This is a genomic window from Pseudomonas sp. P105, assembly GCF_032614175.1.
In the GTDB taxonomy this organism is placed as follows: Bacteria; Pseudomonadota; Gammaproteobacteria; order Pseudomonadales; family Pseudomonadaceae; genus Aquipseudomonas; species Aquipseudomonas rhizophila.
Window position 1 is genome coordinate 2,683,760 of record NZ_CP126693.1, and the last position, 25,682, is coordinate 2,709,441.

The window sequence follows — 25,682 nt, forward strand, 5'->3', positions numbered from 1 at the left end:
CTGGTTACCTGAATGTTCGCTGGCTTATAGTGAACGGCCTTTTCACGTCTCCAGGGAGGAGCCGCATGTCCGAGCCTTCGATCAGCCTCACTCGCTTCAATGAAGCTCATATCGGTGGGGTCACCGCGCTCTACAACGACCCGGCGGTCGCCCGTCAGATGTTGCAGATGCCTTTCCAGTCCCCTGAAATCTGGCGCAAGCGTCTGGGTGGGGATGACGAGCGTCAGGTAAAACTGGTGGCGCTGCATCAAGACCAAGTCATCGGGCATCTGGGGCTGGAGCAGTACTCGCGCATCCGTCGGGCCCATTGCGGCAGCCTCGGCATGGGCGTGGCTGTCGCCTGGCAGGGCAAAGGCGTGGGGTCGATGCTGCTGGCCGCCGCGCTGGACGTCGCCGACAACTGGATGAACCTGCGCCGGGTCGAGCTGACGGTGTACGCCGACAATGAAGCGGCCATCGGCCTGTACCGCAAGTTCGGCTTCGAAACCGAAGGCCTGCTGCGCGACTACGCCGTGCGTGACGGGCGATGGGTGGATACCCAGGCCATGGCGCGGCTGCGCTGAAGGATCCGTCTGCTCAGGCATGTTGGCATTTGCGTACGCCCGGGTCTTTAACCTGTCATCATCGTGCTTTGCAGCATCCCTTATACAGAGGAACAGCGCATGGACGATGTACAGCAGCTAGGCGAGATGCTTCGTCATTACGCAGACAGCGAAGCGCACAAGAAGCAACAGCACGAAGCGCAATCGGCGGTGTGGGCCGCGCAGATCGAGGCGTTGTACGGGCAGATCGAGCAATGGCTGGCGCCGGTCCTGGCCCCCGGCCTTCTGACGCTGACCCGTGAGGCGTATGTGGCCCACGGGCCGAGTGTTCCGGCAGAAACCTCCGGCTTCAAGACAGAAAAGCTGACACTGTCCATCACTGGCAAGCCGGTGGAATTCATACCCGATGTAATGGGGGCCGGCGGGCAGATTTCCCTGGCGATCATGGGGCTGACTGCAACGCGTTACGGCAGCATCTCGCTGGTTTGCCTGCCGCCTTCGTTGCAGTGGCAATGGCGTCGAACCAACGGGTTGAAGGATCCGGATACTTTTACCTTCGACGCGGACTTTCTCGCGCAGCAATTGCAGAGCCTGATACCCCGCGAGCGCGGCTGAAGGCGGTGGCGAGCAAAGGGCTTGCCCAGTGACTTGTTCCTGTCGGAGCAGGCAAAACCGCGCCCATTGGCTATACCTGTAATTCCCGGCCCCGTTTCGTGTGGCTTACAGGAGTGACAGCATGAAGTTTGCGTCAATGATTGGCACCGTGTGCATGGCCTCGCTTGCCCTGGCGGGTTGCTCCAGCAAGATCACCCAACCGGATGAGTACTCCGGCTTTCTGGGTGATTACAGCCGGCTCAAGGAGGAGAAATCGCCGTCGGGGGCCGAAGTGATGCGCTGGGTTGATCCCACGGCAGACCTGAGCAAATACACCAGCCTTTACGTCGAGCCGACACAGCTTTACCCCAAGCCGCAGCCGACCGTGAAGATCCCCCAGGCCACCTTGTCCGGCATTACCGGTTACTACGATCAGGCGCTCAAGCGGGAAGCGGGCAAATCCCTGCCCCTGGCGACCGGCCCTGGGCCCGGAGTACTGGTGATGCGCGCGGCCATCACCGCCGTAAGCAGCAAGACCGAGGGCCTGAAGCCTTATGAAGTGATTCCGATCGCGCTGGTGGCGGCCGCGGTCAGTACCGCCAGCGGTATTCGCGACCAGGAAACCACCTTGGGCACTGAAGCGGTATTTCTCGACGGCGGCAACAATGCAGTGGTCGCCCAGGTGGTGCGCAAGGGCACGGGTAAGCCGTTGTCCAACGAAGCCCAGGTGATGAAGCCCGATGATGTCAAAGGTGTGATCGATGGTTGGGCAGCGGACTTGCATCAGTCGTTTCTGAAGCTCAAGGCTAAATAGCGCACAGGCGTCGCTGTAGGCGCTGGCGAAGCCTGCGATCTTTCGCTCTAGACTCAATTGGCAGGGCAAAGATCGCAGACTCGTTGCACTCGATAGCTCCTACACCGCCAAGCCATGACTTTTTATGTCCAACCATAGGTCGCAGAACCATTTCATGGTTAACTCCGGCCTCACCATTTTCAAACCTGTCAGAAGGAATCCGTTCATGGCTCAAGTCACCCTCAAAGGCAACCCGGTTCAAGTCAACGGCCAGTTGCCACAAGCCGGTTCCAAGGCGCCAGCCTTTTCCCTGGTAGCCGGCAATCTGTCCGACGTTTCCCTGAAGGATTTCGCCGGCAAGCGCAAAGTGCTGAACATTTTCCCAAGCGTCGATACCCCGACCTGCGCCACCTCCGTGCGCAAGTTCAACGCCCAGGCCAACGAACTGAGCAACACCGTGGTGCTGTGCATCTCGGCTGACCTGCCGTTCGCCCAGGCGCGTTTCTGCGGTGCCGAAGGCCTGGAAAATGTCCAGAACCTGTCCACCCTGCGCGGCAGTGAGTTCATCGAGAATTATGGCGTGGCGATTGCTGATGGCCCGCTCAAAGGCTTGACCGCCCGTGCCGTGGTGGTGCTCGACGAAAACGACAATGTGCTGCACAGCGAGCTGGTCAAGGAAATCGCTGAAGAGCCCAACTACGACGCTGCTCTAGCTGTACTGAAATAAAGTATTTATTACAATTGTTAACGGCCTGGCCTTGTCCAGGCCGTTTTCATTTGTGCTTCAAGACCTTAGCCAACTACGCGATAGGTAAGCCCAAGGTAAATTGCCGGTAAAGGCGCTTTTCTAAATACCCGCCAGTGCTTATCGTTCAGCCTCCCGTAAAAGAAGCCCACGCGCCCAATGGTTGATCATTCCATGCAATCCTCTGTTTCCCACAAATCCCGTCGCTGGCTGTTTGGCCTGGTCGTCGTATTGATCGTCGCGGCGCTGGCCTGGAAGTTCTGGCCCGCCGGCACGGACCAAAAGCCCGGAGCAGGGCAAAAAGCGCCTGCTGAACAGGCGGGGCGGTCGGGCGGGATGCGGCCAGGGTTTGGGGGGGCGACAGGGCCGGTACCGGTTCGGGTAGCGCCGGCAGTCACCGGTGATTTTCCGCTTTACTACAAGGCGTTGGGCACCGTCACGGCCCTCAATACCATCAACGTGCGCAGCCGGGTGGGTGGCGAGCTGGTCAAGATCGCCTTTGAAGAAGGGCAAATGGTCAAGGCTGGAGACCTGCTGGCTGAAATCGATCCGCGGCCATACCAGAACGCCTTGCTCCAGGCCGAAGGCACGCTGCTGCAGAATCAGGCCCAACTGAAAAATGCCCAGGTAGACCTCGAGCGTTATCGTGGCCTGTATGCCGAGGACAGCATCGCCAAACAGACCCTTGATACCGCCGCCGCCTTGGTGGGCCAGTACCAGGGCACGGTCAAGACCAACCAGGCGGCGGTCAACGACGCCAAGCTCAATCTGGAATTCACCAGGATCCGGGCGCCGATCTCCGGTCGGGTCGGTTTGCGGCAACTGGATGTTGGCAATCTGGTGGCCGCCAACGACACTACCGCGCTGGCGGTCATCACCCAGACGCAACCCATCAGCGTCGTGTTTACGCTGCCGGAAACCAACCTTGATACCGTGCTTGCCCGCTATCGCAGCGGGGCGAAGCTGCCAGTGGAAGCCTGGGACCGTAGTGACCTGAAGCTGCAGGCCAGCGGTGTACTGCAAAGCCTGGACAACCAGATCGATATCACCACCGGCACCCTGAAGTTCAAGGCTCGCTACGATAACCGCGACCAGTCGCTGTTCCCCAACCAGTTCGTCAATGTGCACCTGTTGGCCGACACCCTCAAAAATGTAGTCCTGGCGCCGACCGCTGCGATTCAGTTCGGCACCAACGGCACCTTCGTCTACGCCCTGGATGGCGATAAAAAAGTCACCATCAGAAAGCTGAAGATCGGCGCCAGCGACGGCGAACACACCGTAGTCACCGAAGGCCTGGCCGCAGGTGATCGAGTAGTGCTAGAAGGCACCGATCGCCTGAAGGAAGGCAGTGAGGTGGATGTGGTCAACGACAGCCAGGACGTGCCCACCACGCCGACCGAACACCTGCAGGGCAAAACGGCGGCGGCCCCGGCTGAACCGGCCGTGGCCGACAAGGCGAAAAAGGGCGGCGCATGAACCTCTCGCGTCTGTTCATCCTTCGCCCGGTCGCCACCACCCTGAGCATGCTGGCCATCGTGCTGGCCGGTCTGATCGCCTATCGGTTGCTGCCGGTGTCGGCATTGCCCCAGGTCGATTACCCGACCATCCGCGTGATGACCCTGTACCCGGGCGCCAGTCCCGACGTGATGACCAGCGCCGTGACCGCCCCTCTGGAACGGCAGTTCGGGCAGATGCCGGGCCTGACGCAAATGGCGTCCACCAGCTCCGGCGGCGCGTCGGTGATTACCCTGCGTTTCAGCCTCGACATCAACATGGATGTCGCCGAGCAACAGGTGCAGGCGGCGATCAATGCGGCCACCAACCTGCTGCCCAACGATCTGCCGGCCCCGCCGGTGTACAACAAGGTCAACCCGGCCGACACCCCGGTGCTGACCCTGGCGATCACCTCCAAGACCATGTTGCTGCCCAAGCTCAATGATCTGGTGGACACCCGCATGGCGCAGAAAATCGCCCAGATCAGCGGGGTCGGCATGGTTTCGATCGCCGGCGGCCAGCGCCAGGCCGTGAGGATCAAGGTCAATCCCGAGGCCCTGGCAGCCGCAGGTCTGAACCTGGCGGATGTGCGTTCCCTGGTCGGCGCCTCCAACGTCAACCAGCCCAAGGGCAACTTCGACGGACCGACCCGGGTCTCGATGCTCGATGCCAACGATCAGTTGACCTCGCCCAAGGACTACGCCGAGCTGATCCTCGCCTATGCCAACGGCGCTCCGTTGCGCCTCAAGGATGTCGCGCAGATCGTCGATGGCGCCGAGAATGAACGCCTTGCCGCCTGGGCCAACGAAAATCAGGCTGTGTTGTTGAACATCCAGCGCCAGCCGGGGGCCAACGTCATCGAGGTGGTAGACCGGATCAAGGCCTTGCTGCCGAGCATTACCGACAACCTGCCGGCCGGCCTGGACGTTACGGTGCTGACTGACCGCACCCAGACCATTCGCGCTTCGGTCACCGACGTACAGCATGAACTGCTGATCGCCATCGCCCTGGTGGTCATGGTGACGTTCCTGTTCCTGCGTCGGGTCAGTGCCACGATCATTCCGTCGGTGGCTGTACCGTTGTCGCTGATCGGCACGTTCGGCGTGATGTACCTGGCCGGTTTTTCCATCAACAACCTGACGCTGATGGCTCTGACCATTGCCACCGGTTTTGTGGTGGACGATGCCATCGTCATGCTGGAAAACATTGCCCGCTACATCGAGGAGGGCGAAAGCCCCATGCAGGCCGCGCTCAAGGGCGCGAAGCAGATTGGCTTCACTTTGATTTCGCTGACGCTGTCGCTGATCGCGGTGCTGATCCCGTTGCTATTCATGGCCGACGTGGTTGGGCGCTTGTTCCGCGAGTTCGCCATCACCCTGGCGGTGGCGATCCTGATCTCTCTTGTGGTGTCGCTGACCCTGACGCCGATGATGTGTGCCCGGTTGCTCAAGCGCGAGCCCAAGGAGCAAGAGCAGGGGCGTTTCTACCGCGCCAGCGGCGCCTGGATCGACTGGATGATCGCCGCCTACGGTCGCAAGTTGCAGTGGGTGCTCAAGCATCAGCCGCTGACCCTGCTGGTTGCCGTGGGCAGCCTGGTGTTGACGGTGGTGTTGTACCTGGCCGTGCCCAAGGGGTTTTTCCCGGTGCAGGACACCGGGGTGATCCAGGGTATTTCCCAGGCGCCACAGTCGATTTCCTTCGCCGCCATGAGCGAGCGCCAACAGCAGCTGGCCAAGGTGATCCTGGCCGACCCTGCGGTGCAGAGCCTGTCTTCCTACATCGGCGTGGACGGTGACAACGCCACGCTCAACAGTGGTCGCTTGCTGATCAATCTCAAGCCCCACAGCGAACGGGATGACAGCGCCACCGAAATCATCGCCCGCTTGCAGCCGCAACTGGACCGGCTGGTGGGCATCCGCCTGTTCATGCAACCGGTGCAGGACCTGACCATCGAAGACCGGGTCAGCCGCACCCAGTACCAGTTCAGCCTGTCTTCGCCGGATGCCGAGTTGCTCAGCCTCTGGAGCGATCGCCTTGTCGAAGCCTTGGCCCGGCAGCCGGAGTTGACCGACGTCGCCAGCGACTTGCAGGACAAAGGCCTGCAGGTCTACCTGGTGATCGACCGCGACGCCGCGTCTCGCCTGGGCGTATCGGTGGCGGACATCACCGATGCACTGTATGACGCTTTCGGCCAGCGGCAGATTTCCACCATCTACACCCAGGCCAGCCAGTATCGGGTGGTGTTGCAGGCCCAGGCTGGGGAGCGTATCGGGCCGCAGGCGCTGGATCAGATTCACGTCAAGACCACCGATGGTGGCCAGGTGCGACTGTCGAGCCTGGCCCGCGTCGAGGAGCGTCAGGCCCAGTTGGCCATTGCTCACATCGGCCAGTTCCCGGCGGTGATGATGTCGTTCAACCTGGCGCCCGATGTAGCCCTCGGGCACGCGGTGGACGTGATCGAGAAGGTCCAGCAGAACATTGGCATGCCGGTCGGGGTGCAGACCCAATTCCAGGGCGCGGCCCAGGCGTTCCAGGCCTCGCTGTCGAGTACCTTGCTGCTGATCCTGGCGGCGGTGGTGACCATGTACATAGTGCTCGGCGTTCTGTACGAGAGCTACATCCACCCGATCACGATTCTCTCCACATTGCCCTCGGCGGCCATCGGCGCCTTGCTGGCGCTGATCATCAGCGGCAATGACCTGGGCATGATCGCGATCATCGGCATCATCCTGCTGATCGGCATCGTCAAGAAAAACGCGATCATGATGATCGACTTCGCCCTCGACGCCGAACGCAACCAGGGCATGGACCCGCAGACGGCCATCTACCAGGCCGCGCTGCTGCGTTTCAGGCCGATCCTGATGACCACACTGGCGGCCCTGTTCGGTGCGGTGCCATTGATGCTCGCCACGGGCTCCGGCGCCGAACTGCGCCAGCCTTTGGGGCTGGTGATGGTGGGTGGGTTGTTGGTGAGCCAGGTGCTGACGTTGTTCACCACGCCGGTGATTTACCTGTATTTCGACCGCCTGGGGCGCCGCTTTGCCAAGCCTGATGGGGAAGAGGTGCGGGTATGACGGTATCTAGCGGCAAGCTAAAGCCTGTGCACGACTTGCTTTTCTCTTGCAGCTTGCAGCTTGAAGCTTGGAGCTGTCACCCATGAACCTCTCCGGCCCTTTCATCCGTCGCCCCGTAGCGACCATGCTGCTGAGCTTTGCAATCATGCTGCTCGGTGGCGTGAGCTTTGGCTTGCTGCCGGTTGCACCGTTGCCGCAGATGGATTTTCCGGTGATCGTGGTCCAGGCCAACTTGCCGGGGGCCAGCCCCGAGGTGATGGCGTCGACGGTGGCAACGCCGCTTGAGCGTTCCTTTGGCGCCATCGCCGGGGTCAACACCATGAGCAGCCGCTCCAGCCAGGGCTCTACCCGGGTGATCCTGCAATTCGACCTGGACCGCGACATCAACGGCGCGGCGCGGGAAGTGCAGGCGGCCATCAATGCCTCGCGCAACCTGTTGCCCAGCGGCATGCGCAGCATGCCGACGTACAAGAAGGTCAACCCGTCCCAGGCGCCGATCATGGTGCTGTCGCTGACCTCGGATGTGCTGGAGAAGGGTCAGCTCTACGATTTGGCTTCAACCATCCTTTCCCAGAGCCTGTCCCAAGTGTCGGGCGTGGGCGAGGTACAGATTGGTGGCAGTTCCTTGCCGGCGGTGCGCATCGAACTGGAGCCGCAACTGCTCAACCAGTACGGCGTAGCCCTGGATGATGTGCGCAGCGCCATTGCCGACAGCAACGTGCGCCGGCCCAAGGGTTCGGTCGAGGACGCACAGCGCATGTGGCAAATCCAGGCCAACGATCAGTTGGAGAAGGCCAAGGACTACGAAACGCTGATCATCCGTTACCAGGACGGCTCGGTGCTGCGCCTCAAGGACGTAGCAAAAGTCACCGACGGCGTCGAAGACCGCTACAACAGCGGTTTCTTCAACGATGACGCAGCCGTGCTGCTGGTGATTAACCGTCAGGCTGGCGCCAACATCATCGAGACGGTCAATGAGATCAAGAACCAGCTGCCGGCGTTGCAGGCCGTGCTGCCGGCCAGCGTCAAGCTGAACCTGGCCATGGACCGCTCACCGGTGATCAAGGCCACGCTGCACGAGGCGGAAATGACCCTGCTGATTGCCGTGGCCCTGGTGGTGCTGGTGGTGTTCCTGTTCCTGGGCAACTTTCGCGCCTCACTGATCCCGACCCTGGCGGTGCCGGTGTCCCTGGTGGGCACGTTTGCGGTGATGTACCTCTACGGCTTCTCCCTGAACAACCTGTCGTTGATGGCGTTGATCCTCGCCACCGGCCTGGTGGTGGACGACGCCATCGTGGTGCTGGAGAACATTTCCCGGCACATCGACGAAGGCGTCCCGCCGATGAAGGCGGCCTACCTGGGCGCCGAAGAGGTGGGCTTTACGCTGCTGTCGATGAACGTCTCACTGGTGGCGGTGTTTCTCTCGATCCTGTTCATGGGCGGGATTATCGAGAGCCTGTTTCGCGAGTTCTCCATCACCCTGGCGGCGGCCATCGTGGTCTCGCTGGTGGTGTCGCTGACCCTCACGCCGATGCTCTGCGCTCGCTGGCTCAAGCCCCACGTGCCGGGGCAGGAGAATCGCTTGCAGCGCTGGAGCCGGCGCCTCAACGAGCGGATGGTCCGTGGTTACGCGCGCAGCCTGGACTGGGTGCTGCGCCATCGGCGCCTGACCTTGCTGAGCCTGCTGGTGACCATAGGGGTGAACATCGCGCTCTACGTGGTGGTGCCGAAAACCTTCATGCCTCAGCAGGACACCGGCCAGTTGATCGGTTTCGTGCGCGGCGACGACGGACTCTCGTTCAACGTCATGCAGCCGAAGATGGAAATCTTTCGTCGCGCCGTGCTGAAGGATGAAGCCGTAGAAAGCGTGGCGGGGTTCATCGGCGGCAACAACGGCACCAACAATGCCTTCATGCTGGTACGCCTCAAACCGATCAACGAGCGTGGTATCTCCGCGCAGAAAGTCATCGAGCGCTTGCGCAAGGAGATGCCCCTGGTGCCGGGTGGTCGCTTGATGCTGATGGCCGACCAGGATCTGCAGTTTGGTGGTGGACGTGAGCAGACCACCTCGCAGTATTCCTACATCCTGCAGAGCGGTGATCTGGCGTCGCTACGCCAGTGGTACCCCAAAGTCGCGGCGGCCTTCAGGGCCTTGCCGGAGCTGACCGCTATCGACGCTCGCGACGGCGGCGGCGCCCAGCAGATCACGCTGGTGGTGGACCGTGACCAGGCCAAGCGCCTGGGCATCGACATGGATATGGTCACCTCGGTGTTGAACAACGCCTACAGCCAGCGGCAGATATCCACCATCTATGACAGCCTCAACCAGTATCAGGTGGTGATGGAGGTCAACCCCAAGTACGCCCAAGACCCGAGCACCCTCGATCAGGTCCAGGTCATTACCGCTGACAGCGCGCGGGTGCCCCTGTCGACCATCGCGCATTATGAGAGCAGCCTGGAGGATGATCGGGTCAGCCATGAGGGTCAGTTCGCCTCCGAGGACATATCGTTCGATTTGGCCGAGGGGGTGACGGTGGAGCAGGGCACGGCCGCCATCGAGCGGGCAATTGCCAGGCTCGGGATGCCTGAAGACATCATCGCAAAAATGGCCGGCACCGCCGATGCGTTCGCGGCAACCCAGAAAAGCCAGCCGTTCATGATCCTGGGTGCATTGCTGGCGGTGTACCTGGTGTTGGGTGTGTTGTACGAGAGCTACATTCATCCGCTGACCATCCTGTCCACCTTGCCGTCGGCCGGTGTCGGCGCACTGCTGTCGATCTACTTGTTGGGCGGCGAGTTCAGCCTGATCTCGTTGTTGGGGTTGTTCCTGCTGATTGGCGTGGTGAAGAAAAACGCGATCCTGATGATCGACCTGGCGTTGCAACTGGAGCGCGGCGGGCAGTCGCCGCAGGACTCGATCCGCAACGCCTGCCTGCTGCGCTTGCGGCCGATTCTCATGACTACGCTGGCGGCGATCCTCGGTGCCTTGCCGCTATTGCTTGGCGGTGCCGAAGGCTCTGAGATGCGCCAGCCGCTGGGCCTGACCATCATCGGCGGACTGGTGTTCAGCCAGATCCTGACCCTCTATACCACGCCTGTGGTTTACCTTTATCTCGACAAACTGCGCCATCGCTTCAACCGCTGGCGCGGCGTGCGCACTGATGCTGCCCTGGAAACTCCGCTATGACCGACCGTTCGCTTTTCAATCTTGTCGCACCGCTGGCGACCGCCCGTGGCTCGCGGCTGCTGAGCCTGACGCTGTGCGTGGCGATGCTCAGCGCCTGCGCCATCGGCCCGGATTACCAGCGCCCGGTGGCCGCGGCGCCCGTGCAGTACAAGGAGGCTGAGGGTTGGCGCCAGGCCAATCCTAGCGACGCCTTGGCTCGGGGTGCCTGGTGGGAGTTGTACGGCGATGCCCGGCTCAATGGCCTGGTGGAGAAACTCAACACCTCCAACCAGACCGTGGCCCAGGCCGAAGCCCAGTACCGTCAGGCCCAGGCCTTGGTTCGCAGTGCCCGGGGCGCGTTCTTCCCCTCCGTTGAACTGACCGTCGGCAAGAACCGCTCCAGCCAGGGCACCGGCAGCAGTAATTCGAGCCTGAGCAGTTCGGCCAGTGGCATCCGCGACACCTACAGCGCCCAGGCCGGTGTCAGTTGGGAGGCGGACGTCTGGGGCAAGTTGCGTCGCACTCTGCAAGCCAATGAAGCCAGCGCCGAAGCCAGCTTCGCCGATCTGGCCGCCATGCGCCTGAGCCAGCAATCGGAACTGGTGCAAAACTACCTGCAATTGCGGGTGATCGACGAGCAGAAGCGCTTGTTGCAGACCACCGTGGACAACTATCAGCGTTCGCTGAAGATGACCGAAAACCAATACCGCGCGGGCGTATCCGGCAGGGATGCGGTGGCCCAGGCGCAGACTCAGCTCAAGACTACCCAGGCCGAGTTGATCGACCTGATCTGGCAACGTGCTCAATTCGAAAACGCCATCGCTGTGCTGATCGGCCTGCCGCCGGCCGAATTCAGCCTGGCAGAAACCCAGGACATCCCGACCCTTCCGCAAATCCCCGTGGCGCTACCCTCGCAGTTGCTTGAGCGCCGGCCGGACATTGCCTCGGCGGAGCGTTCGGTGATGGCCGCCAACGCCAACATCGGCGTGGCCAAGGCCGCCTATTACCCGGACCTGACCCTGAGCTTGAGCGGCGGTTACAGCAGCAGTACCTACGATAACTGGGTGAGTGTGCCGAATCGCTTCTGGTCGGTGGGACCGCAGCTGGCGATGACGCTGTTCGATGGCGGCCAGCGTTCGGCGGAAGTCGACCGCACCGTTGCGGCCTACGACCAGACGGTCGCCACCTATCGCCAGACGGTGCTCGACGGTTTTCGCGAAGTGGAAAACTACATGATCCAGCTCAAAGTCCTGGAAGACGAAGCCCGCGTGCGCCAGGAGGCCCTGGATGCCGCCCGCGAATCCTTGCGCCTGACCCAGAACCAGTACAGGGCAGGGCTGATCGCCTACCTGGATGTCGTCACGGTCCAGGCCACCGCGCTGAGTAATGAACGCAGTGTGCTGACCTTGCAGCAGAGCCGGTTGATCGCGAGTGTGCAACTGATCGCCGCATTGGGTGGTGGGTGGGATGGGCAGATGCAGGTGAGTGAGAACCCCGATTGAGTCGGCAACGCTGTCTTTTTAAGGGACAAAGATGAATGTGTGGCGAGGGAGCTTGCTCCCGCTTGAGTGCGAAGCACTCATAAAAATGGGGCCGCTACGCAGCCCAGCGGGAGCAAGCTCCCTCGCCACAGGGTGGATTTTCATTGCAGGCAGCCAGGTCCCGCTTTTGGCCGATGCACTGTCTACGACCCGGTGCGTTGACTTGTTATAGTTCAGGCCTCTTTTTCAGCCGGTAAAGGATCACTGCCATGTCGCAATACCAAGCGTTCACCGTCGAACTTGCAGACAATATCGCCCATGTGCAGATCAATCGACCGGACAAGATCAATGCAATGAACGCCGCGTTCTGGAGCGAGATCGTCGAAATCTTCCAATGGATCGACGACACCGACGAAGCGCGCGTGGTGGTATTGAGCGGTGCCGGCAAACACTTCTCCTCGGGCATCGACCTGATGATGCTGGCCGCCGTGGCCAATGAGCTGGGCAAGGACGTGGGCCGCAACGCACGCCTGTTGCGCCGCAAGATCCTGCAACTGCAAGCCTCGTTCAACGCCGTGGACAACTGTCGCAAACCGGTGCTTGCAGCGATCCAGGGTTATTGCCTGGGCGGCGCCATCGACCTGATTTCAGCCTGCGACATGCGATATGCCGCCGAGGATGCGCAGTTCTCCATCAAGGAAATCGATATCGGCATGGCGGCCGATGTTGGCACATTGCAACGCTTGCCCCGGATCATCGGGGACGGCATGCTGCGTGAACTCGCTTATACGGGGCGTACCTTTGGTGCCGACGAAGCGCGCAGCATCGGCCTGGTCAATCGTGTCTACAGTGATACCGCCAGCCTGCTTGACGGTGTCATGGGCATCGCTCGAGAAATCGCCGCCAAGTCGCCGATCGCCGTGACCGGTACCAAGGAAATGATCAGCTACATGCGCGACCACCGCATCGACGACGGGCTGGAATACGTCGCCACCTGGAACGCCGCCATGCTGCAATCGACCGACCTGCGCGTGGCCATGGCCGCCCATATGAGCAAACAGAAACCTGAATTTCAGGATTGATTGATCATGATTTCACGCTGGACCACCGCAGTACTCGATACCGATCTCCCGGGGGGCTGGGCCGTGGCCCGCAGCCCGGAAGGCTTTCTGTTCGATGACAACGGCGCGCTGTTTCCCCGCGACTGGCTCAAGCGCCAGGACCTGTCGATCCTCGCCGAGCATGGCATTGGCCACCTGGATGGCGAGCCGGTCTATCTGCTGGAACTGCACAGCGCACAGGACATCCCCGGCTGCAGTTGGAAGGGGCTGCGGGCCTTCATGCTCGAGGATGACCACACGCTGTACAAGGTCCTGGGCTATGCCGCGCAGATCGGCACCTGGGCTCGGGAGTGCCGTTTCTGTGGCAGCTGTGGCAAACGCATGGGCCAGATTGCCCGGGAACGGGCGATGTATTGCGATGCCTGCGATTTGCGGCATTACCCGCGAATCTCACCAAGCATGATCGTGCTGATCACCCGTGGCGATGAAGTCCTGCTGGCCCGTTCGCCTCGCTTCGTCACGGGGGTCTACAGCACGCTTGCCGGGTTCGCCGAGCCAGGTGAGTCCGCCGAGGATTGCCTGGTTCGTGAGGTGCGCGAAGAAGTCAGCATCGAGGTGAAGAACATTCAGTATGTCGGCAGTCAATGCTGGCCGTTTCCCCATTCGATGATGCTCGGCTTCCACGCCGAATATGCCGGTGGCGACATCGTCAGGCAGGAAGATGAAATCGAAGATGCCCAGTGGTTCAACGTGCACAACCTGCCGCCGCTGCCGGCCTCGCGTTCCATCGCCCGCTACCTGATCGACCTCTATGTGGCGCGGCGCTTAGGCCACGCTGAACCAGTGCTGCCAGGCTAGACGCACGGTCAAGCCCAGTACCACGGTGATAAATACAGGTCGGATGAATTTCGCGCCGCCGGTGATGGCGGTGCGCGCGCCGAAGAATGCCCCTACCATCACCGACAGCCCCATGCTCAGGCCGATGATCCACTCCACTTGCCCCGAAAAAATGAACACCGACAGCGCCGCGATGTTGCTGACGAAATTCATGCTGCGGGCCACACCACTGGCCTTGACCAGATCGATGGGATAGAGCAGCAGGCTGCTGACAGTCCAGAATGCACCCGTCCCAGGACCGGCCACGCCGTCGTAGAAGCCCAGGCTGAACCCCTGGGGCGCTTGCCAGGTCTTCTTGATCGGCGCATCGCTGTCCAGCGGCGCCTTGGGCGTGCCACCGAACAACAGGTACAGGCCACAGGCGAAGACGATCACCGGCAGCATCTTGTTCAGCCACTCGGCGGGCAGGTAATGGGCGACGATGGCGCCGGCCAAGGCACCGACCAGCGTGCCGACGAGGGCATGGGTCCACTGCCTTGGATGGAACAGCTTGCGCTTGTAGAACGTGAAACTGGCCGTGGCCGAACCAAAGGTCGAGCTGAGTTTGTTGGTGCCCAGGACCAGATGGGGAGGCAAGCCGGCGGTCAGCAGGGCCGGGGTGGTCAACAGGCCACCTCCGCCGGCAATGGCATCGATGAAACCGGCAATGAATGCGACGACGATCAGGATAGCGAGGGTGGTAAGGTCAACGCTGAGTTCGAAAGGCATGAAATGGGCTTATTTGGCAGGGCGCAGGTGACTGCGGGGAAGGCCGGTATGTTACCCATAAATGGGGCAGGGCTGCGACTGCCTCCATGGGTCCCTGAAGTCTCCGTGGCGAGGGAGCTGGCTCCGCTGGGTTGCGACGCAGGCCCAGAAGCCTTCGCACACCTATGTGGTTGTCGGGCGGAAGCTGGCCTTTGGACGAATTTTTTTTGAAATCAAGGGGTTGTCAGCCTAGGCAAATGAGTACATAATTGCGCCCATCGAACGCACTGGGACGTAAAAAATCTCAATGTTTTCAAGGAGATAGAGCTTCGTAAGCGTCTTGTTTCCTGATCAGGTTTGTACGCGGTTGATGTAGCTTTCTTGCATCAAACGTCTTGAGGCCGAATAGCAAAATGGTTATGCAGTGGATTGCAAATCCACCTACGCCGGTTCGATTCCGACTTCGGCCTCCACTTTAAAACAGCTCCGTAGATCCATGATTTACGGAGCTTTTTTATTTTCGGAGCAGCGACAGGTTTTGTCTTGAAAAGGACAGAAGCTACCTTGCTTCGCCGGGAAGGGATGTATATATTCCCCCCTCTTGCTGCACCAGCCTCGACTGGCATATCTGCTCCACGCTGATGTCCATAAGGTTGACCGCGCTACCGCCCGAATGGCGAAACTGGTAGACGCATGGGACTTAAAATCCCCCGCTCGTAAGGGCGTGCCGGTTCGATTCCGGCTTCGGGCACCATGAATATCAAGGGCTTGCATGACATACCTCATGCAAGCCCTTTTTTTTCCGAACATACTGCCTCCAATCAGGGCCGCTCCTACAATGGCGCCCATAAAATCGCTTCTTCCCAGGCTCATGCCGGTTCCCTATCGATTCACATTGAAGTGCGCACAGGGCGCGCGAACATAGCATTGAAAATACGCTGACCATAGAGGCCGACGGCCAGGCCGAGTACGATCAGGACCACCGCCAGTACTTTGCTCACCGGCACACTTTCGTTGAACACCACTACCGAGCCGAGCATGCCGAAGATCGGCACCAGCAGAGAGAGCGGCGCCACTGTGGAGACCGGATAGGTTTTGAGCAGCGAGTTCCAGATCCAGTAAGCGAACAGCGTATTGGGATAGACCTGGAACAGGATCGACAACACGGCAGTCGTGTTCACCTGACTGACAAGCGCGGTGTAGCCGGCGCTGCCGTTCACCGCGTAATCGAGGGCGAACAGCGGAATCGGTGCAAACGCACTGGACCAGACCAGAAAGCCGAAGACATCCTTGGTGCTGGCCTTCTTGTTGATGATGTTGGCAACGCTCCAAGACGCCGCGCCCACCAGTACCAGCAATACGCCGGTCAGGCTCACCGAACCGTCACTGATCTTGATGATGCACAACAGCCCCGCGAGGGCGATCAACATTCCCAGCACCTGGAAGCGGGTCAGCGCTTCCTTGACCACCCAACCGCCGAGCAGGATGGTGAAGAACGCGCTGAATTGCAGCACCAGCGACGCGATGCCCGCCGACAGCCCGGCCTTGATACCCAGATTGACCACGCCCCACAGACCAATGCCGAACACCAGGCCATAGCCGATGATGTAGCGCCACGGCACTTCGGGTTTACGGATGAAGAAAATCGCCGGTAACGCACAGAGACTGAAGCGGATACCCGCCAGGATGAACGGGTCGACGGTGGCCAGTCCCAGTTTGATCACAGAGAAATTCACACCCCAGATTGCCGTTATCAATACAGCCAACACTACGTGCAGTGGTTTCATGGATTATTTGCCTTGATGAAGGAGGTCGGTGTCACGCCGCGGAGGTTCAATTCGTACGTCGCCAACGTCAGCCTGTCATTAACCATGGTGCGGATTTCGCCCTGTTCGATCACGTCGAGCGTCATGTCCTCGGGTACGCCGAACATCACCGTGGCGGCGCTGCAGGTTGCCGGTGACAGCTCCTGTGGCACCGACGCGCGGAACGCCGAATCGTTGGAAAGTTACTTGGAAGTCAGTCCCAGGTAGAACCAGTACAGCAGGGCGACTGCGCTGATAGCGGCACCCAATATACAAACGGCGACCCAGCCAAAGTGTGCATAAGTATAAGTAGCGGCTATTGCACCCAGACCACTGCCCACCGAATAGAAGCACATGTAAGCGGCCACCAGTCGGCTTTGTGCATCGGGTCGTGCGGCAAAGATCAGGCTCTGATTGGTGACATGGACGGCTTGCACGGCGAAATCCAATAGCACCACACCTACCGCCATGGCGAACAATGAGTGTTCAACGAACGCCGTAGGCAGCCAGGACAAGGTCAACAGTGCCAACGCGACGCCCGTGGTGCGATTGCCGAGCCCTTGGTCGGCGAGCCGTCCGGCCCGTGCCGCTGCCAGCGCACCGGCCACACCGGCGAGTCCGAACAAACCAATCTGCGTGTGTGTCAGCGACAACGGCGGCGCGCTGAGTGGCAGTACCATCGACGTCCACAACACACTGAACGCGGCGAAGATCAGCAGGGCGAAGGTGCCCCGGACACGCAATGTGCGCTCGGTCAGGTACAACTGGAACACCGATCGCAGTAATTGCCAGTAGCCGCCTTTCGCCGGTGGCGTGGTGGAGGCAGGCATGGTGCGCATCAGCACCAGTGCCATGCCGATCATCAGGGCGGCTGAGACAAAATAAACACCGCGCCAGCCGGCCAGATCAGCCACTGCACCGGAGACGAAACGGGCCAGCAGAATTCCCAGCACCACGCCACTGGTCACGGTGCCGACGGCTTCGCCACGCTGCTCGGGACTCGCCAGCGAAGCGGCGTAGGCAACCACCACTTGCACCACGACCGCCATCATGCCCACCAGCACCATCGCGCCGAGCAACATGCCCCAATCCTGCGACACGCCAACTGCGCATAGGGCCAGAGCCGACAGCAGCATTTGTGTAAGGATAAGTTTCTTGCGATTGAGCAAATCACCCAGCGGAACGATGAACAACAATCCGACAGCATAACCGGCTTGTGTCGCGGTCACTACGACACCAATCGTGCCCGACGAAACCGACAGGCTGGCAGCCATCGACTCCAGCAAAGGCTGGGCGAAGTAGACGTTTGCGACCGCCATGGCGCAGGTAATTGCAAAAAGAAAAGTCTGATAGCGACTGAGCTTGGAGGTGTCCCGGGTTTGGGGTGCTCGCGTGTGCCCACCGCTGTATTTTTCGGCTTCGATGTCCATCTTTACCGGGGCATGAGACTTGAGCGGCATCACTCCTTCCTTGGAATATGTGGTTTCGAAAGGAAACCGATTCGTTGATTTCTATCAAATGAAGTTGTTAAATGCAACCAAATTTATAAAACATTTTCGTCTGACGTTAGAAACTTTCCCCCCCTTCCTACTGACTCGCCTCCAGGAGACCCATGGCCAGACAGGAATTACTGGCGCAGAGCGAATGCCCGGTCGCTCGCACGCTTGAAGCGATCGGAGATCGCTGGGTATTAATGATTATTCGCGACGCGTTCGACGACGTTCGCCGCTTCAGTGAGTTTCAGAAACGTCTTGGTCTCGCCAAGAACATCCTCACGGTCAAGCTCAAAATGCTCGTCGAGTTGGGCGTATTCAACATCCAGCCGGCATCCGACGGCAGTGCCTACAAAGAATATGTGCTGACTGAAATGGGGCGCGCGGTGTTTCCCATCGTCGTCAGCATGCGCCAGTGGGGGGAGCGCTACTTGTTCAACACAGGGGAGAGCTATTCAGTGCTGCTCGACAATGAATTGTCGGAGCCGGTAGAAACCATCGCCGTACGTTCCAAGGCGGGCAAGGTGTTAACCCCGGCCGATTGTCATCGACGGGTCGTCAAGCGCTGGGGTTGACGCGAGTCGAAACGACTGGTCGACAGCAACGGATCGCCGATCAAGTGGTCCGAGGCGCCGAAGAGTTGGCTGAATCGAACGAAGACCTGACCGACCATCTAAAATCAAGGGTTTGCGAGCGAAAGCTAATGCAAACCCTTGTTTGTTTCTGCTCCGTGAAACCATCTTATCCAAGCTGCGCTCACAACCTGCGCCGAAATGCCTCGAGAATCTCCCGCGTGCCCTTTTTCATTTGCAGTTGCGCGATAGCGTCCAGCGGATGCCAGAGGCAGTCGCTGATTTCATTCTGTGGCCGGGCGGTCTTTGAATCGGTGACCGCGGCTTCGAACACGTGGTGTTCGGTTTCACCGTCGCTGATGCGCATCAGATAAAGCAGGTTGTGCGCGTCCAGCCCGGTCTCTTCTGCCAACTCGCGTAGTGCCGCCCCAGCATGGGTTTCGCCGCGCTCAACGGTTCCACCAGGCAATGTCCAGCGGCTGTTGGCCTTGCGCACGAGCAAGATGTGGCGATCTTCCTCGCAGATGACGGTCGCTCGAATTTTCATGGCCTTGCTCAATCCGTGACTGTCATTAAATTGAAATATAACTGCAATATTTGAGCCCGATGTCATACGGACTGTCCACTACAGTTTTTACCGGGGCCTCTCTGTACGACCGCGGCAATCGGCGAAAGACTGAACTTCATTTCAAGCCTGCACTCGCTATCTGTCAGGACTGGGCATTAAACCGATCATCGCCTCGACTGAATCAGCTTGGAAAAAACGTATCCATGTTGGGTGGATAGCCAACCTCGGGTAGAGGGGAAGTGAGAAGACATGACCACGGTTGAAGACTTCAAAATCAAATCCCACGAGCTTCTCGTGGAACTGGACGCGGCCACCTCAGAAATGATGGCGCTCGTCGACGCACATCAAACGAGCGGGGTGATTTGGGAGCAGGCCGTCCAACGCCAGCATGACGCTTATGAACGGTGGGTCGCCTATCTGAATGAGCGTGGATAGACGCAAGTTCGGGCGGGGGGACGCGATGGCAGATTCTTTGAACGGACCGTCAGGGGGTGTGCCTAAACCATAGACCTTAAGAGGATTGGACCATGTCTGAACTAGCCAGCTATTTCTGGATCGGCGTTGTGGTGCTTTTGCTGCTTGTGGATCTGTGGGCGATCATCAGTGTCTTTCGCAGTGACAAGACTGTCGGGACCAAGGCGGGATGGGCGCTGTTGTTGATCATCTTGCCTGTGGTGGGCCTGGTCATCTGGGGCGTTGCCGGCCCTCGCGGTGTGAAGGAAGGCCCGTCGTCGCCAGAGCACAGCAAAGGTTAGGGACCCTTCATTGGTTTTTCCAGCGCCCACCGGTGGTTTCGCAATCTTTCTGTGCTTGCGCCAGTTGCTCGGTGTTGTAGTAGTACCGGGTGACTTGCGCATCGTCAGGGATGTTGGCTGACTCGCCGCCACGGTCCTTGCTGGTTGAGTGCGGATTGGCCAGGGATTCCTGAGTCAGCCGGGCCTGGCACGTCGCTACATAGCCTTGGGCGCAACGTTCGACCTGGTTCTTTTCAGTGCTCAGTGCACCTTTGCTTTCGTTGCTGCACGACCAGCCAATCGCCTCGGCTGGCACGCCTTTGTATTCGTAACAACTATGGGTTTCGATCTTCGGTATCGCTTGGCTCTGGGACCGAGTGATTACATCGCAGCCTTGCGCCATGGCGACGGCAGGGCAGGCACAGGCGATCAACAGCAGGATTCTGGCGTACATGGTGTTCTCCCTCTAGCGGCTTTGCTCCGATACATATCCATATCGAGGCGCAAAGAACGCCAGCGTTCCATCGGTTTTCCAACCGGTAGAGCTTGGGGAAGAGCCTGTGCAGCGCAATGCGTTAGCGGAACTTGGGCAATGGTCGCTCGGCGGGCTTGAGGGACGTCAGCGCGCTCTGGATAGAGGGGGCGTCTTTTTCGATGTCATTGAGACGATCCCGGATGCGCACGGCGGTAGGGTGTCCGCCCTGGTGGTCGACCCAGTCAGCGATTTCTTTGCAGGCTGCCGCCAATCGCGCCTGACGCGATTCCAGCAAGGTGAGCACGGTGGTGATGGACTCTTTTTCAGACATGTCGCACCTCCATTGAGTGTGTATAGGGCAGCACAAAACCCGCCAGCAGCGGGTTGTACCGATAATTAAGCGTAGTTGAGTTGTTTCGGGTCTGGCGAAGAAAACGGCGCACGGCCGGACGGCCGGTGCGCCAAAGAGGGGTTGCGGACTCAGCCTGACTCTTTTACCCAGGCCGGCGCGACACTGGCTCGCCAGCGCACGTCGGTAATACCGTATTTTTCTGCCAGTGGTTTTGACACCCGCTTGACCTTTTCCCTCCCGAATTTGGGGATGCGCCCGACACCCGCGTCGCAACTGGCCCAATGCCAGGCTTCGGAATTGTTCATCACTTCTGCACGAATGATGAATGACTTGGGCTCGCCATGGAGCATGTAGTCGATGATGTAAAGCGATGGCCCGCCCATAAATCCTCCCTAATTAGTTCTATACGGATGGATGCAGAGGCGGGCGGAAAATTCCATCGGATCTCCAGACGGTCAAAATCGGGGGGGGCGCGGCGAGGCTCGCGGTCGGGAACCAAACCCGGTTAACCTTCTCCAAGCTGGGCTTGGGCACCAAGGGCCATGGATCGTAGGCGAGTCAGTGCGATCACCATAAAAGGCACACAATGAAAATCTTCGCCAGGGTGTTGTCTCTCGTAGCCCTTGCCAGCGCTTTGCTGGGATGCATTGGCGCTCCCATCGAGCTGACTGCGCAGACCGAACAGCGCCTTCGCACGCTGCCGCCGATCCGCTTTCTGCTGACGTTCGATGACGGGCCCAGCGCATCATCTTTCTGGAACCCGAGCATGGGCGTGCTCGATGCCCTGGCGCAAAACCCGGTGCAGCCGGGGATCAAGGCGGTATTTTTTGTGCAGACTCGAGCGTCGCGGGCCGGTGGCAGTGATATCGGGCGTTCGGTGATGCGTCGTGAACAGCAGGAAGGGCATGTGCTGGGCTTTCATACCGCGACCTCCGGGCACAGCAACCACCGGTTCCTCAGCCCAGATGAACTGGAACAGTCGCTGCTCAATGGGAGCGCCGACATTGCCGCCATCACGGGGGCAGCTCCCAGCCTGGTGAGGCCGCCGTTCTGGAGCTTCGACACCCGCACCTTCGCGGCCTACCGGCGCCATGGCCTGCACATGTTGCTCACTGATCTGAGTGCCAACGACGGCAAAGTCTGGGGCATCACGGCGAGTCCGAGACGGCGAATCAACCTAATACGTCAGCTCAGCGAAGTGCGTGAACGTATCGCCGGCGGGCAGATACCTGCCGTTGACGGGGTCATTCCGGTGGTGGTGACCTTTCATGATCTCAATCGCTACACCGCGCGACACGCCCGGGAGTACCTGCAGATTCTGATCGACGCTGCCCAGGCGACTGGGGTGAAGACCGACACCAAGCCATTTTATGACGACCGTCAGGCGCTTGAGCGAGCAGCGCTGGCTCGCACCGTCAAAGACGGCACCGAGCCGGTGCAACTGCCTGGGTTGTGGAACAGGTTGTGGGGTTCGGGCTCACCCTGACGAGTATGCCGCTCCCGGGAAATTGCGACGCCCGGTTGATGCCCTGGTGCCAACTGAGTGTAAGGTAAGGGGCGTACCTTAGGTTTATCTAGCAGGAGGTAACTATGAGTGCTGCGATGCTAACGAAAGTGCACATCAACGGTTATGACGTACTCAGTGTGAACAGCGGCCCATGGCGGGTCTGCACCCAAGTGGACCGGCTTGGCTCCTTTGCTTCCCGTGAGGAAGCGCTGGCTTACGCGGCGGCGTTGCCGGTACGCAGAAACCGAAGCGAGCGATCGGCTAACACTAAATAGCAGCGCTAGAAGGTCGTGTTCGCAGGTCAGAGTTGGCTGCACGCGCGCAACCCCGAAGGATGCTGCGCACGCAGCCAACTCGCCCCAGTGGTTCAGGTATTGGCCAGTTCCAGCGGGATCTCCAGAGTGAACAAGGCCCCTTGACCAGGCCCATCGCTCTGGGCGTAGAGACGACCATTCATTTCAACCGCGGCCAGAGCACAGCTGTGCAAGCCAAATCCATGGCCGTCCTTGCGGGTCGTGAACCCGTGGTTAAAGATTCGAGCCTGGTTCTGCGGCGCAATACCCTCACCTCGATCCTTGACGCTGAGGCGTAATGTACTCTCAGCGACGATCTGGATCCCTAGCGTCATTTCCCGCGGATGCCCGGAAACATTCGACATTGCGAATTTGGCGTTGCTGATCAGGTTGATCAGGATCAACAGCAACCTGTGCTTGTCTCCCAGGATGGTGGGGATGTCCTGAAAATCCTTGATGACCGTGACATGGTGGCGGCTCAGCGCGCCTGCGTTCATGCGTAACGCATCTTCAAACAGATCCCTGACATTGAGCGGCTCGATCAATCTCGCGGCGCCAGCGTAGGTTTGTTGGGTGGCGACGATTTCCTTGATGTGGTCAATGCTCTTGGTCAGTTGTGCCAGCTCGTCAATGAGCAGTCCCTGTTCGGCATTGATGGACTCGACCAGCTCATTGAAATAACGAGGCAACAATTTGCCTTTTTCATCCAGGGTAATGAAACGGCCCAAATCCTCGGCATGCTCATTCATCATTTTTACCGCTTTGCCCAGACCGAGCGTCTTGCTGTTTTTCAACTTGCGGGTCACCAGGTCCGCCGAAATATTCACGCTGTTGAGAACGTTCCCCACGTTATGCAACACGTTGGTCGCGATCTCGGCCATTCCCGCCATTCGCGCCGCCTCCACCAGCTCACGTTCGGCCTGCATCAACTCGCGAGTGCGATCTTCCACCCGTTCTTCCAGCCGTTCATTGGAGAATTGCAGTTCCTGGTTAATCTGAGTGATGAGCGCGGAACTGCGAACCAACCGCGCAGCAAGGTAGATCATCAAAATGGCCATGAGGCCGGCGCATACAGCCAGATAGATGTGATATTGGCGTTCGGTCTCGGCGGTCCTGCGTTGGGTTTCGTTCAACAGCTCGTTAATACTATCCAGCTCTTGAGCGACCGGGATCACACTGATGCGGTCAATGAGGTCATTGACGATCGGTTGTTCCTGGATAATTGATTCGACATGTTGTGTCAGCGTGGTAAAGGACGGCTGGTAGGGCTGGGGCAGTTGGGCCATGTATTGCTCCAGCGCATTGAGCTGGCTCCTTACTTCTTCGGCCTTGTCCGAGGTGACATAAAGGGCGTACTCAAGCGTTGTCAGAGTCAGGTCAAGGACACTGGAGGCAATCTCTAGGCGGTTTATCGGAGTGTCGGCGTCCATCTCCCTGAGCCGTGTCTGGATGTCGTCCTCGGCAAGTGGCAGCGCATCCAGAGCGGTGCGTAAGCGGGTGTTGTGTTGCTGGAACTGCTCCACCAGCAGGCTTTTGTTCTTCACCGCCTCCACATAACCCTGGCGCCTGGACGCCCAAAGGGCCGCCAAAGGGCCAGAATTGTTGAGCTGCTCCAATTGCTCCCATCGACTGGCCGCTTCAGGTGGCGGGGTCAGCGACAGGTTGTTATTGATGCCGATCTTCTTTCGCAGGATTTTGACGTTCCAGTTGGCGTCGGATTGTTTGAGTTGGCGGATGAAATCCCGGGATTCGAAATAGGTGGAGGCGTCGTAGGTGTAGGACTTGACTAAAAAGAAAATCAAGGCCGAAAACACAGCAAGCGCGACAGCCAATAAGGCGGGCCATTTATATTTTTTAATGAGAGTGGTCACGCGGTCCTCCCGTCAAGGCTCTTGATCGGGCAGATCGGTGAGTTGCCAAGACAAGGCAGGATTGCGGCGCTTGGGACGATGGGTGGAGTGTTTGTTTGGTGTTGTATAGGTGGCGTGGGTCTGCTTTTGCCTGGGTGCACGTTGAGCTCCCTGCTAACGGTGGCGTGGTACGTCAATGACGTGAGTGTAGCGCTAAGGAGGCGGGGCGATGGGGGAGGCTGGCGGCGGGCGCAGATTAAGTCGGCCGCCACAATGGCGGCCGACTTTTGGCTTGGTCTATTACAACGGTCACAGCTCAGGAATGAACCGGATAATCCACATATCCACGCTGGTCGCCACCAAAGAATGTGCTCGGATCCGGCGCATTGAGTGACAACCCTTCGCGAATTCGCCGTGGCAGATCAGGATTGGCCAGAAACGGCCTGCCGAACGCGATGATGTCCGCGCGGCCGTCGATCAGCGCCTGTTCTGCCGTCTTTGGATCGTAGCCGCCGGCGATCATCAGTACGCCGTCCCAGGCTGCACGCAACTGACCGATAATGGCATCCCAGCGCGGATCGAAGTTCTCATCTTTTACAGTGCCGACGACGGCGGGCTCGACGAGGTGCAGGTAGGCCAAGTTCCAGTGGTTCAACGAACGCACGATATGGCCGAATGTAGCCTCAGGGGTTTCATCACCCATGCCCATGAAGCGCCCCATGGGTGTCAGACGCACGCCCACGCGTTCTGGACCGACCTCATCGACTACGGCAGCCACCACTTCCAGTAACAGGCGAGCACGATTTTCCAGGCTGCCGCCGTAACGGTCAGTGCGCTGGTTACTGTTACTGTTGATAAATTGATCCAGCAGATAACCATTGCCCGCGTGAATTTCCACACCATCCATTCCGGCGTTCATCGCATTGCGTGCAGCCTTGCGGTAGTCGCTGATAATGCCGGCGAGCTCCGAGGTTTGCAGCGCTCGTGGCACCGGCACATCACCCCAGACGCCGTGACCATCGGTATCGACAATGAACGTCTTGCCAGGTACGGGTAATGCACTCGGGGCAACCGGCAGCGCGTTGTCGGGCTGAAAACTGGGGTGCGATACGCGGCCCACATGCCAAAGCTGCATGAAGATCAAACCACCCGCCTCATGCACGGCGTCGCTGACTTCGCCCCAGGCCTGCACCTGTTCATCGCTGTAGATGCCCGGCGTCCAGGCATAACCCTGGCCCTGTCGGGATATTTGCGTCGCTTCGGTGATGATCAAGGCGGCGCTTGCACGTTGGCGGTAGTACTCGGCATTCATCGCTGTCGGAGTGTCGCCCGGTTGCCCGGCGCGAGAGCGTGTCAGCGGTGCCATCGCCACACGGTGGGCAAGTGTGTACGGACCTAATGCGATGGGACGAAACAGATGTGGCGTCATGGTGTTCTCCAATAATCGAAAAGTGCAGGCAGGGTGGCGTCTGACCTGGGCCAGGCACTGGCTGTACTTA

At 59.7% G+C, this 25,682-nt stretch carries 24 protein-coding genes and 2 tRNA genes; 16 read left to right on the forward strand and 10 right to left on the reverse strand.

Annotated features, from left to right (window positions below; translation table 11 throughout):
- The first annotated feature begins 65 nt into the window (after positions 1–65).
- The 10 genes from QOM08_RS12160 to nudC all read left to right on the forward strand — a co-directional run bounded on the left by QOM08_RS12160 (position 66) and on the right by nudC (position 13,808).
- Positions 66–563, forward strand: coding sequence for a GNAT family N-acetyltransferase (locus QOM08_RS12160; RefSeq protein WP_316913009.1), 498 nt, complete (start codon positions 66–68; stop codon positions 561–563).
- Positions 564–662: 99 nt separating this feature from the next.
- The gene (locus QOM08_RS12165; RefSeq protein ID WP_139050390.1) at positions 663–1,157 is read left to right on the forward strand and encodes a hypothetical protein; all 495 of its coding nucleotides are present in this window, start codon (positions 663–665) and stop codon (positions 1,155–1,157) included.
- 121 nt (positions 1,158–1,278) lie between these two features.
- Positions 1,279–1,950 carry a DUF3313 domain-containing protein gene (locus QOM08_RS12170; RefSeq protein ID WP_047226606.1) on the forward strand — a complete coding sequence of 224 codons (672 nt, stop codon included), beginning with the start codon at positions 1,279–1,281 and terminating at the stop codon, positions 1,948–1,950.
- 205 nt (positions 1,951–2,155) lie between these two features.
- Complete coding sequence (tpx, locus tag QOM08_RS12175; RefSeq protein ID WP_047226605.1) at positions 2,156–2,656, forward strand: thiol peroxidase; 501 nt, start codon at positions 2,156–2,158, stop codon at positions 2,654–2,656.
- 177 nt (positions 2,657–2,833) lie between these two features.
- On the forward strand, positions 2,834–4,150 hold the full coding sequence (locus QOM08_RS12180; RefSeq protein ID WP_047226604.1) for an MdtA/MuxA family multidrug efflux RND transporter periplasmic adaptor subunit: 1,317 nt from the start codon (positions 2,834–2,836) through the stop codon (positions 4,148–4,150).
- Entirely contained in the window at positions 4,147–7,242 is a 3,096-nt protein-coding gene (locus tag QOM08_RS12185) for an MdtB/MuxB family multidrug efflux RND transporter permease subunit (protein ID WP_188251668.1), read from the forward strand. The genes QOM08_RS12180 and QOM08_RS12185 overlap by 4 nt, the downstream gene beginning before the upstream one ends.
- A gap of 82 nt (positions 7,243–7,324) precedes the next feature.
- Positions 7,325–10,429, forward strand: a complete 3,105-nt coding sequence (locus tag QOM08_RS12190; protein WP_316913010.1) for an efflux RND transporter permease subunit — start codon at positions 7,325–7,327, stop codon at positions 10,427–10,429.
- Positions 10,426–11,910, forward strand: coding sequence for an efflux transporter outer membrane subunit (locus QOM08_RS12195; RefSeq protein ID WP_316913011.1), 1,485 nt, complete (start codon positions 10,426–10,428; stop codon positions 11,908–11,910). Before QOM08_RS12190 ends, QOM08_RS12195 begins: the two co-directional genes overlap by 4 nt.
- 248 nt (positions 11,911–12,158) lie before the next feature.
- Positions 12,159–12,971 (forward strand): crotonase/enoyl-CoA hydratase family protein, encoded by an 813-nt coding sequence (locus QOM08_RS12200; RefSeq protein ID WP_047226600.1) that lies wholly within the window; start codon positions 12,159–12,161, stop codon positions 12,969–12,971.
- A 6-nt stretch (positions 12,972–12,977) separates the two neighbouring features.
- Positions 12,978–13,808 (forward strand): NAD(+) diphosphatase, encoded by an 831-nt coding sequence (nudC, locus tag QOM08_RS12205; RefSeq protein WP_047226599.1) that lies wholly within the window; start codon positions 12,978–12,980, stop codon positions 13,806–13,808.
- Here nudC and QOM08_RS12210 read toward each other — a convergent pair.
- Positions 13,776–14,555: a TSUP family transporter gene (locus QOM08_RS12210; protein ID WP_139050385.1), complete on the reverse strand. Its 780-nt coding sequence runs from the start codon at positions 14,553–14,555 to the stop codon at positions 13,776–13,778. The two genes, nudC and QOM08_RS12210, sit on opposite strands and share 33 nt — an antisense overlap.
- A gap of 378 nt (positions 14,556–14,933) precedes the next feature.
- On the opposite strand from QOM08_RS12210, the gene QOM08_RS12215 reads away from it, so the two are divergent.
- Together QOM08_RS12215 and QOM08_RS12220 are read left to right on the forward strand one after the other, a co-directional pair.
- A tRNA-Cys gene (locus tag QOM08_RS12215) sits at positions 14,934–15,007 on the forward strand.
- 194 nt (positions 15,008–15,201) lie between these two features.
- Positions 15,202–15,288 (forward strand) — tRNA-Leu (locus QOM08_RS12220).
- Positions 15,289–15,424: 136 nt separating this feature from the next.
- Here QOM08_RS12220 and QOM08_RS12225 read toward each other — a convergent pair.
- Genes QOM08_RS12225 through QOM08_RS12235 form a run of 3 tightly spaced genes read right to left on the reverse strand, consistent with a single transcriptional unit; the run spans position 15,425 to position 17,799 of the window.
- The gene (locus QOM08_RS12225; RefSeq protein ID WP_316913012.1) at positions 15,425–16,321 is read right to left on the reverse strand and encodes an EamA family transporter; all 897 of its coding nucleotides are present in this window, start codon (positions 16,319–16,321) and stop codon (positions 15,425–15,427) included.
- The gene (locus QOM08_RS12230; RefSeq protein ID WP_257220788.1) at positions 16,318–16,512 is read right to left on the reverse strand and encodes a hypothetical protein; all 195 of its coding nucleotides are present in this window, start codon (positions 16,510–16,512) and stop codon (positions 16,318–16,320) included. The genes QOM08_RS12225 and QOM08_RS12230 overlap by 4 nt, the downstream gene beginning before the upstream one ends.
- Positions 16,513–16,542: 30 nt before the next feature.
- Positions 16,543–17,799 (reverse strand): MFS transporter, encoded by a 1,257-nt coding sequence (locus QOM08_RS12235; RefSeq protein ID WP_139050383.1) that lies wholly within the window; start codon positions 17,797–17,799, stop codon positions 16,543–16,545.
- 152 nt (positions 17,800–17,951) lie between these two features.
- Between QOM08_RS12235 and QOM08_RS12240 the strand changes: the two genes are divergently transcribed.
- The gene (locus QOM08_RS12240; RefSeq protein ID WP_139050382.1) at positions 17,952–18,407 is read left to right on the forward strand and encodes a winged helix-turn-helix transcriptional regulator; all 456 of its coding nucleotides are present in this window, start codon (positions 17,952–17,954) and stop codon (positions 18,405–18,407) included.
- A 181-nt stretch (positions 18,408–18,588) separates the two neighbouring features.
- Here QOM08_RS12240 and QOM08_RS12245 read toward each other — a convergent pair whose 3' ends face one another.
- Positions 18,589–18,951, reverse strand: coding sequence for an NUDIX hydrolase (locus QOM08_RS12245; RefSeq protein ID WP_047226597.1), 363 nt, complete (start codon positions 18,949–18,951; stop codon positions 18,589–18,591).
- A gap of 270 nt (positions 18,952–19,221) precedes the next feature.
- On the opposite strand from QOM08_RS12245, the gene QOM08_RS12250 reads away from it, so the two are divergent.
- Together QOM08_RS12250 and QOM08_RS12255 are read left to right on the forward strand one after the other, a co-directional pair.
- Positions 19,222–19,407, forward strand: a complete 186-nt coding sequence (locus QOM08_RS12250) for a hypothetical protein (RefSeq protein WP_047226596.1) — start codon at positions 19,222–19,224, stop codon at positions 19,405–19,407.
- Between the two features lie 92 nt (positions 19,408–19,499).
- Positions 19,500–19,727: a PLD nuclease N-terminal domain-containing protein gene (locus QOM08_RS12255; protein ID WP_092397840.1), complete on the forward strand. Its 228-nt coding sequence runs from the start codon at positions 19,500–19,502 to the stop codon at positions 19,725–19,727.
- A gap of 7 nt (positions 19,728–19,734) precedes the next feature.
- Here QOM08_RS12255 and QOM08_RS12260 read toward each other — a convergent pair whose 3' ends face one another.
- The 3 genes from QOM08_RS12260 to QOM08_RS12270 form a co-directional block, all read right to left on the reverse strand.
- Positions 19,735–20,160 (reverse strand): hypothetical protein, encoded by a 426-nt coding sequence (locus tag QOM08_RS12260; RefSeq protein WP_047226594.1) that lies wholly within the window; start codon positions 20,158–20,160, stop codon positions 19,735–19,737.
- Between the two features lie 121 nt (positions 20,161–20,281).
- Positions 20,282–20,512 carry a hypothetical protein gene (locus QOM08_RS12265; protein WP_047226593.1) on the reverse strand — a complete coding sequence of 77 codons (231 nt, stop codon included), beginning with the start codon at positions 20,510–20,512 and terminating at the stop codon, positions 20,282–20,284.
- Between the two features lie 149 nt (positions 20,513–20,661).
- The gene (locus QOM08_RS12270; RefSeq protein WP_047226592.1) at positions 20,662–20,916 is read right to left on the reverse strand and encodes a DUF6555 family protein; all 255 of its coding nucleotides are present in this window, start codon (positions 20,914–20,916) and stop codon (positions 20,662–20,664) included.
- Between the two features lie 203 nt (positions 20,917–21,119).
- Between QOM08_RS12270 and QOM08_RS12275 the strand changes: the two genes are divergently transcribed.
- Positions 21,120–22,019 (forward strand): polysaccharide deacetylase family protein, encoded by a 900-nt coding sequence (locus QOM08_RS12275; RefSeq protein ID WP_188251672.1) that lies wholly within the window; start codon positions 21,120–21,122, stop codon positions 22,017–22,019.
- Positions 22,020–22,407: 388 nt separating this feature from the next.
- On the opposite strand, the gene QOM08_RS12285 is transcribed toward QOM08_RS12275, so the two are convergent.
- Both QOM08_RS12285 and QOM08_RS12290 read right to left on the reverse strand, forming a co-directional pair.
- Positions 22,408–24,204, reverse strand: coding sequence for a DAHL domain-containing protein (locus QOM08_RS12285; protein ID WP_310662526.1), 1,797 nt, complete (start codon positions 24,202–24,204; stop codon positions 22,408–22,410).
- A 295-nt stretch (positions 24,205–24,499) separates the two neighbouring features.
- Positions 24,500–25,612, reverse strand: coding sequence for an alkene reductase (locus QOM08_RS12290; protein WP_047226588.1), 1,113 nt, complete (start codon positions 25,610–25,612; stop codon positions 24,500–24,502).
- Positions 25,613–25,682 lie beyond the last annotated feature (70 nt).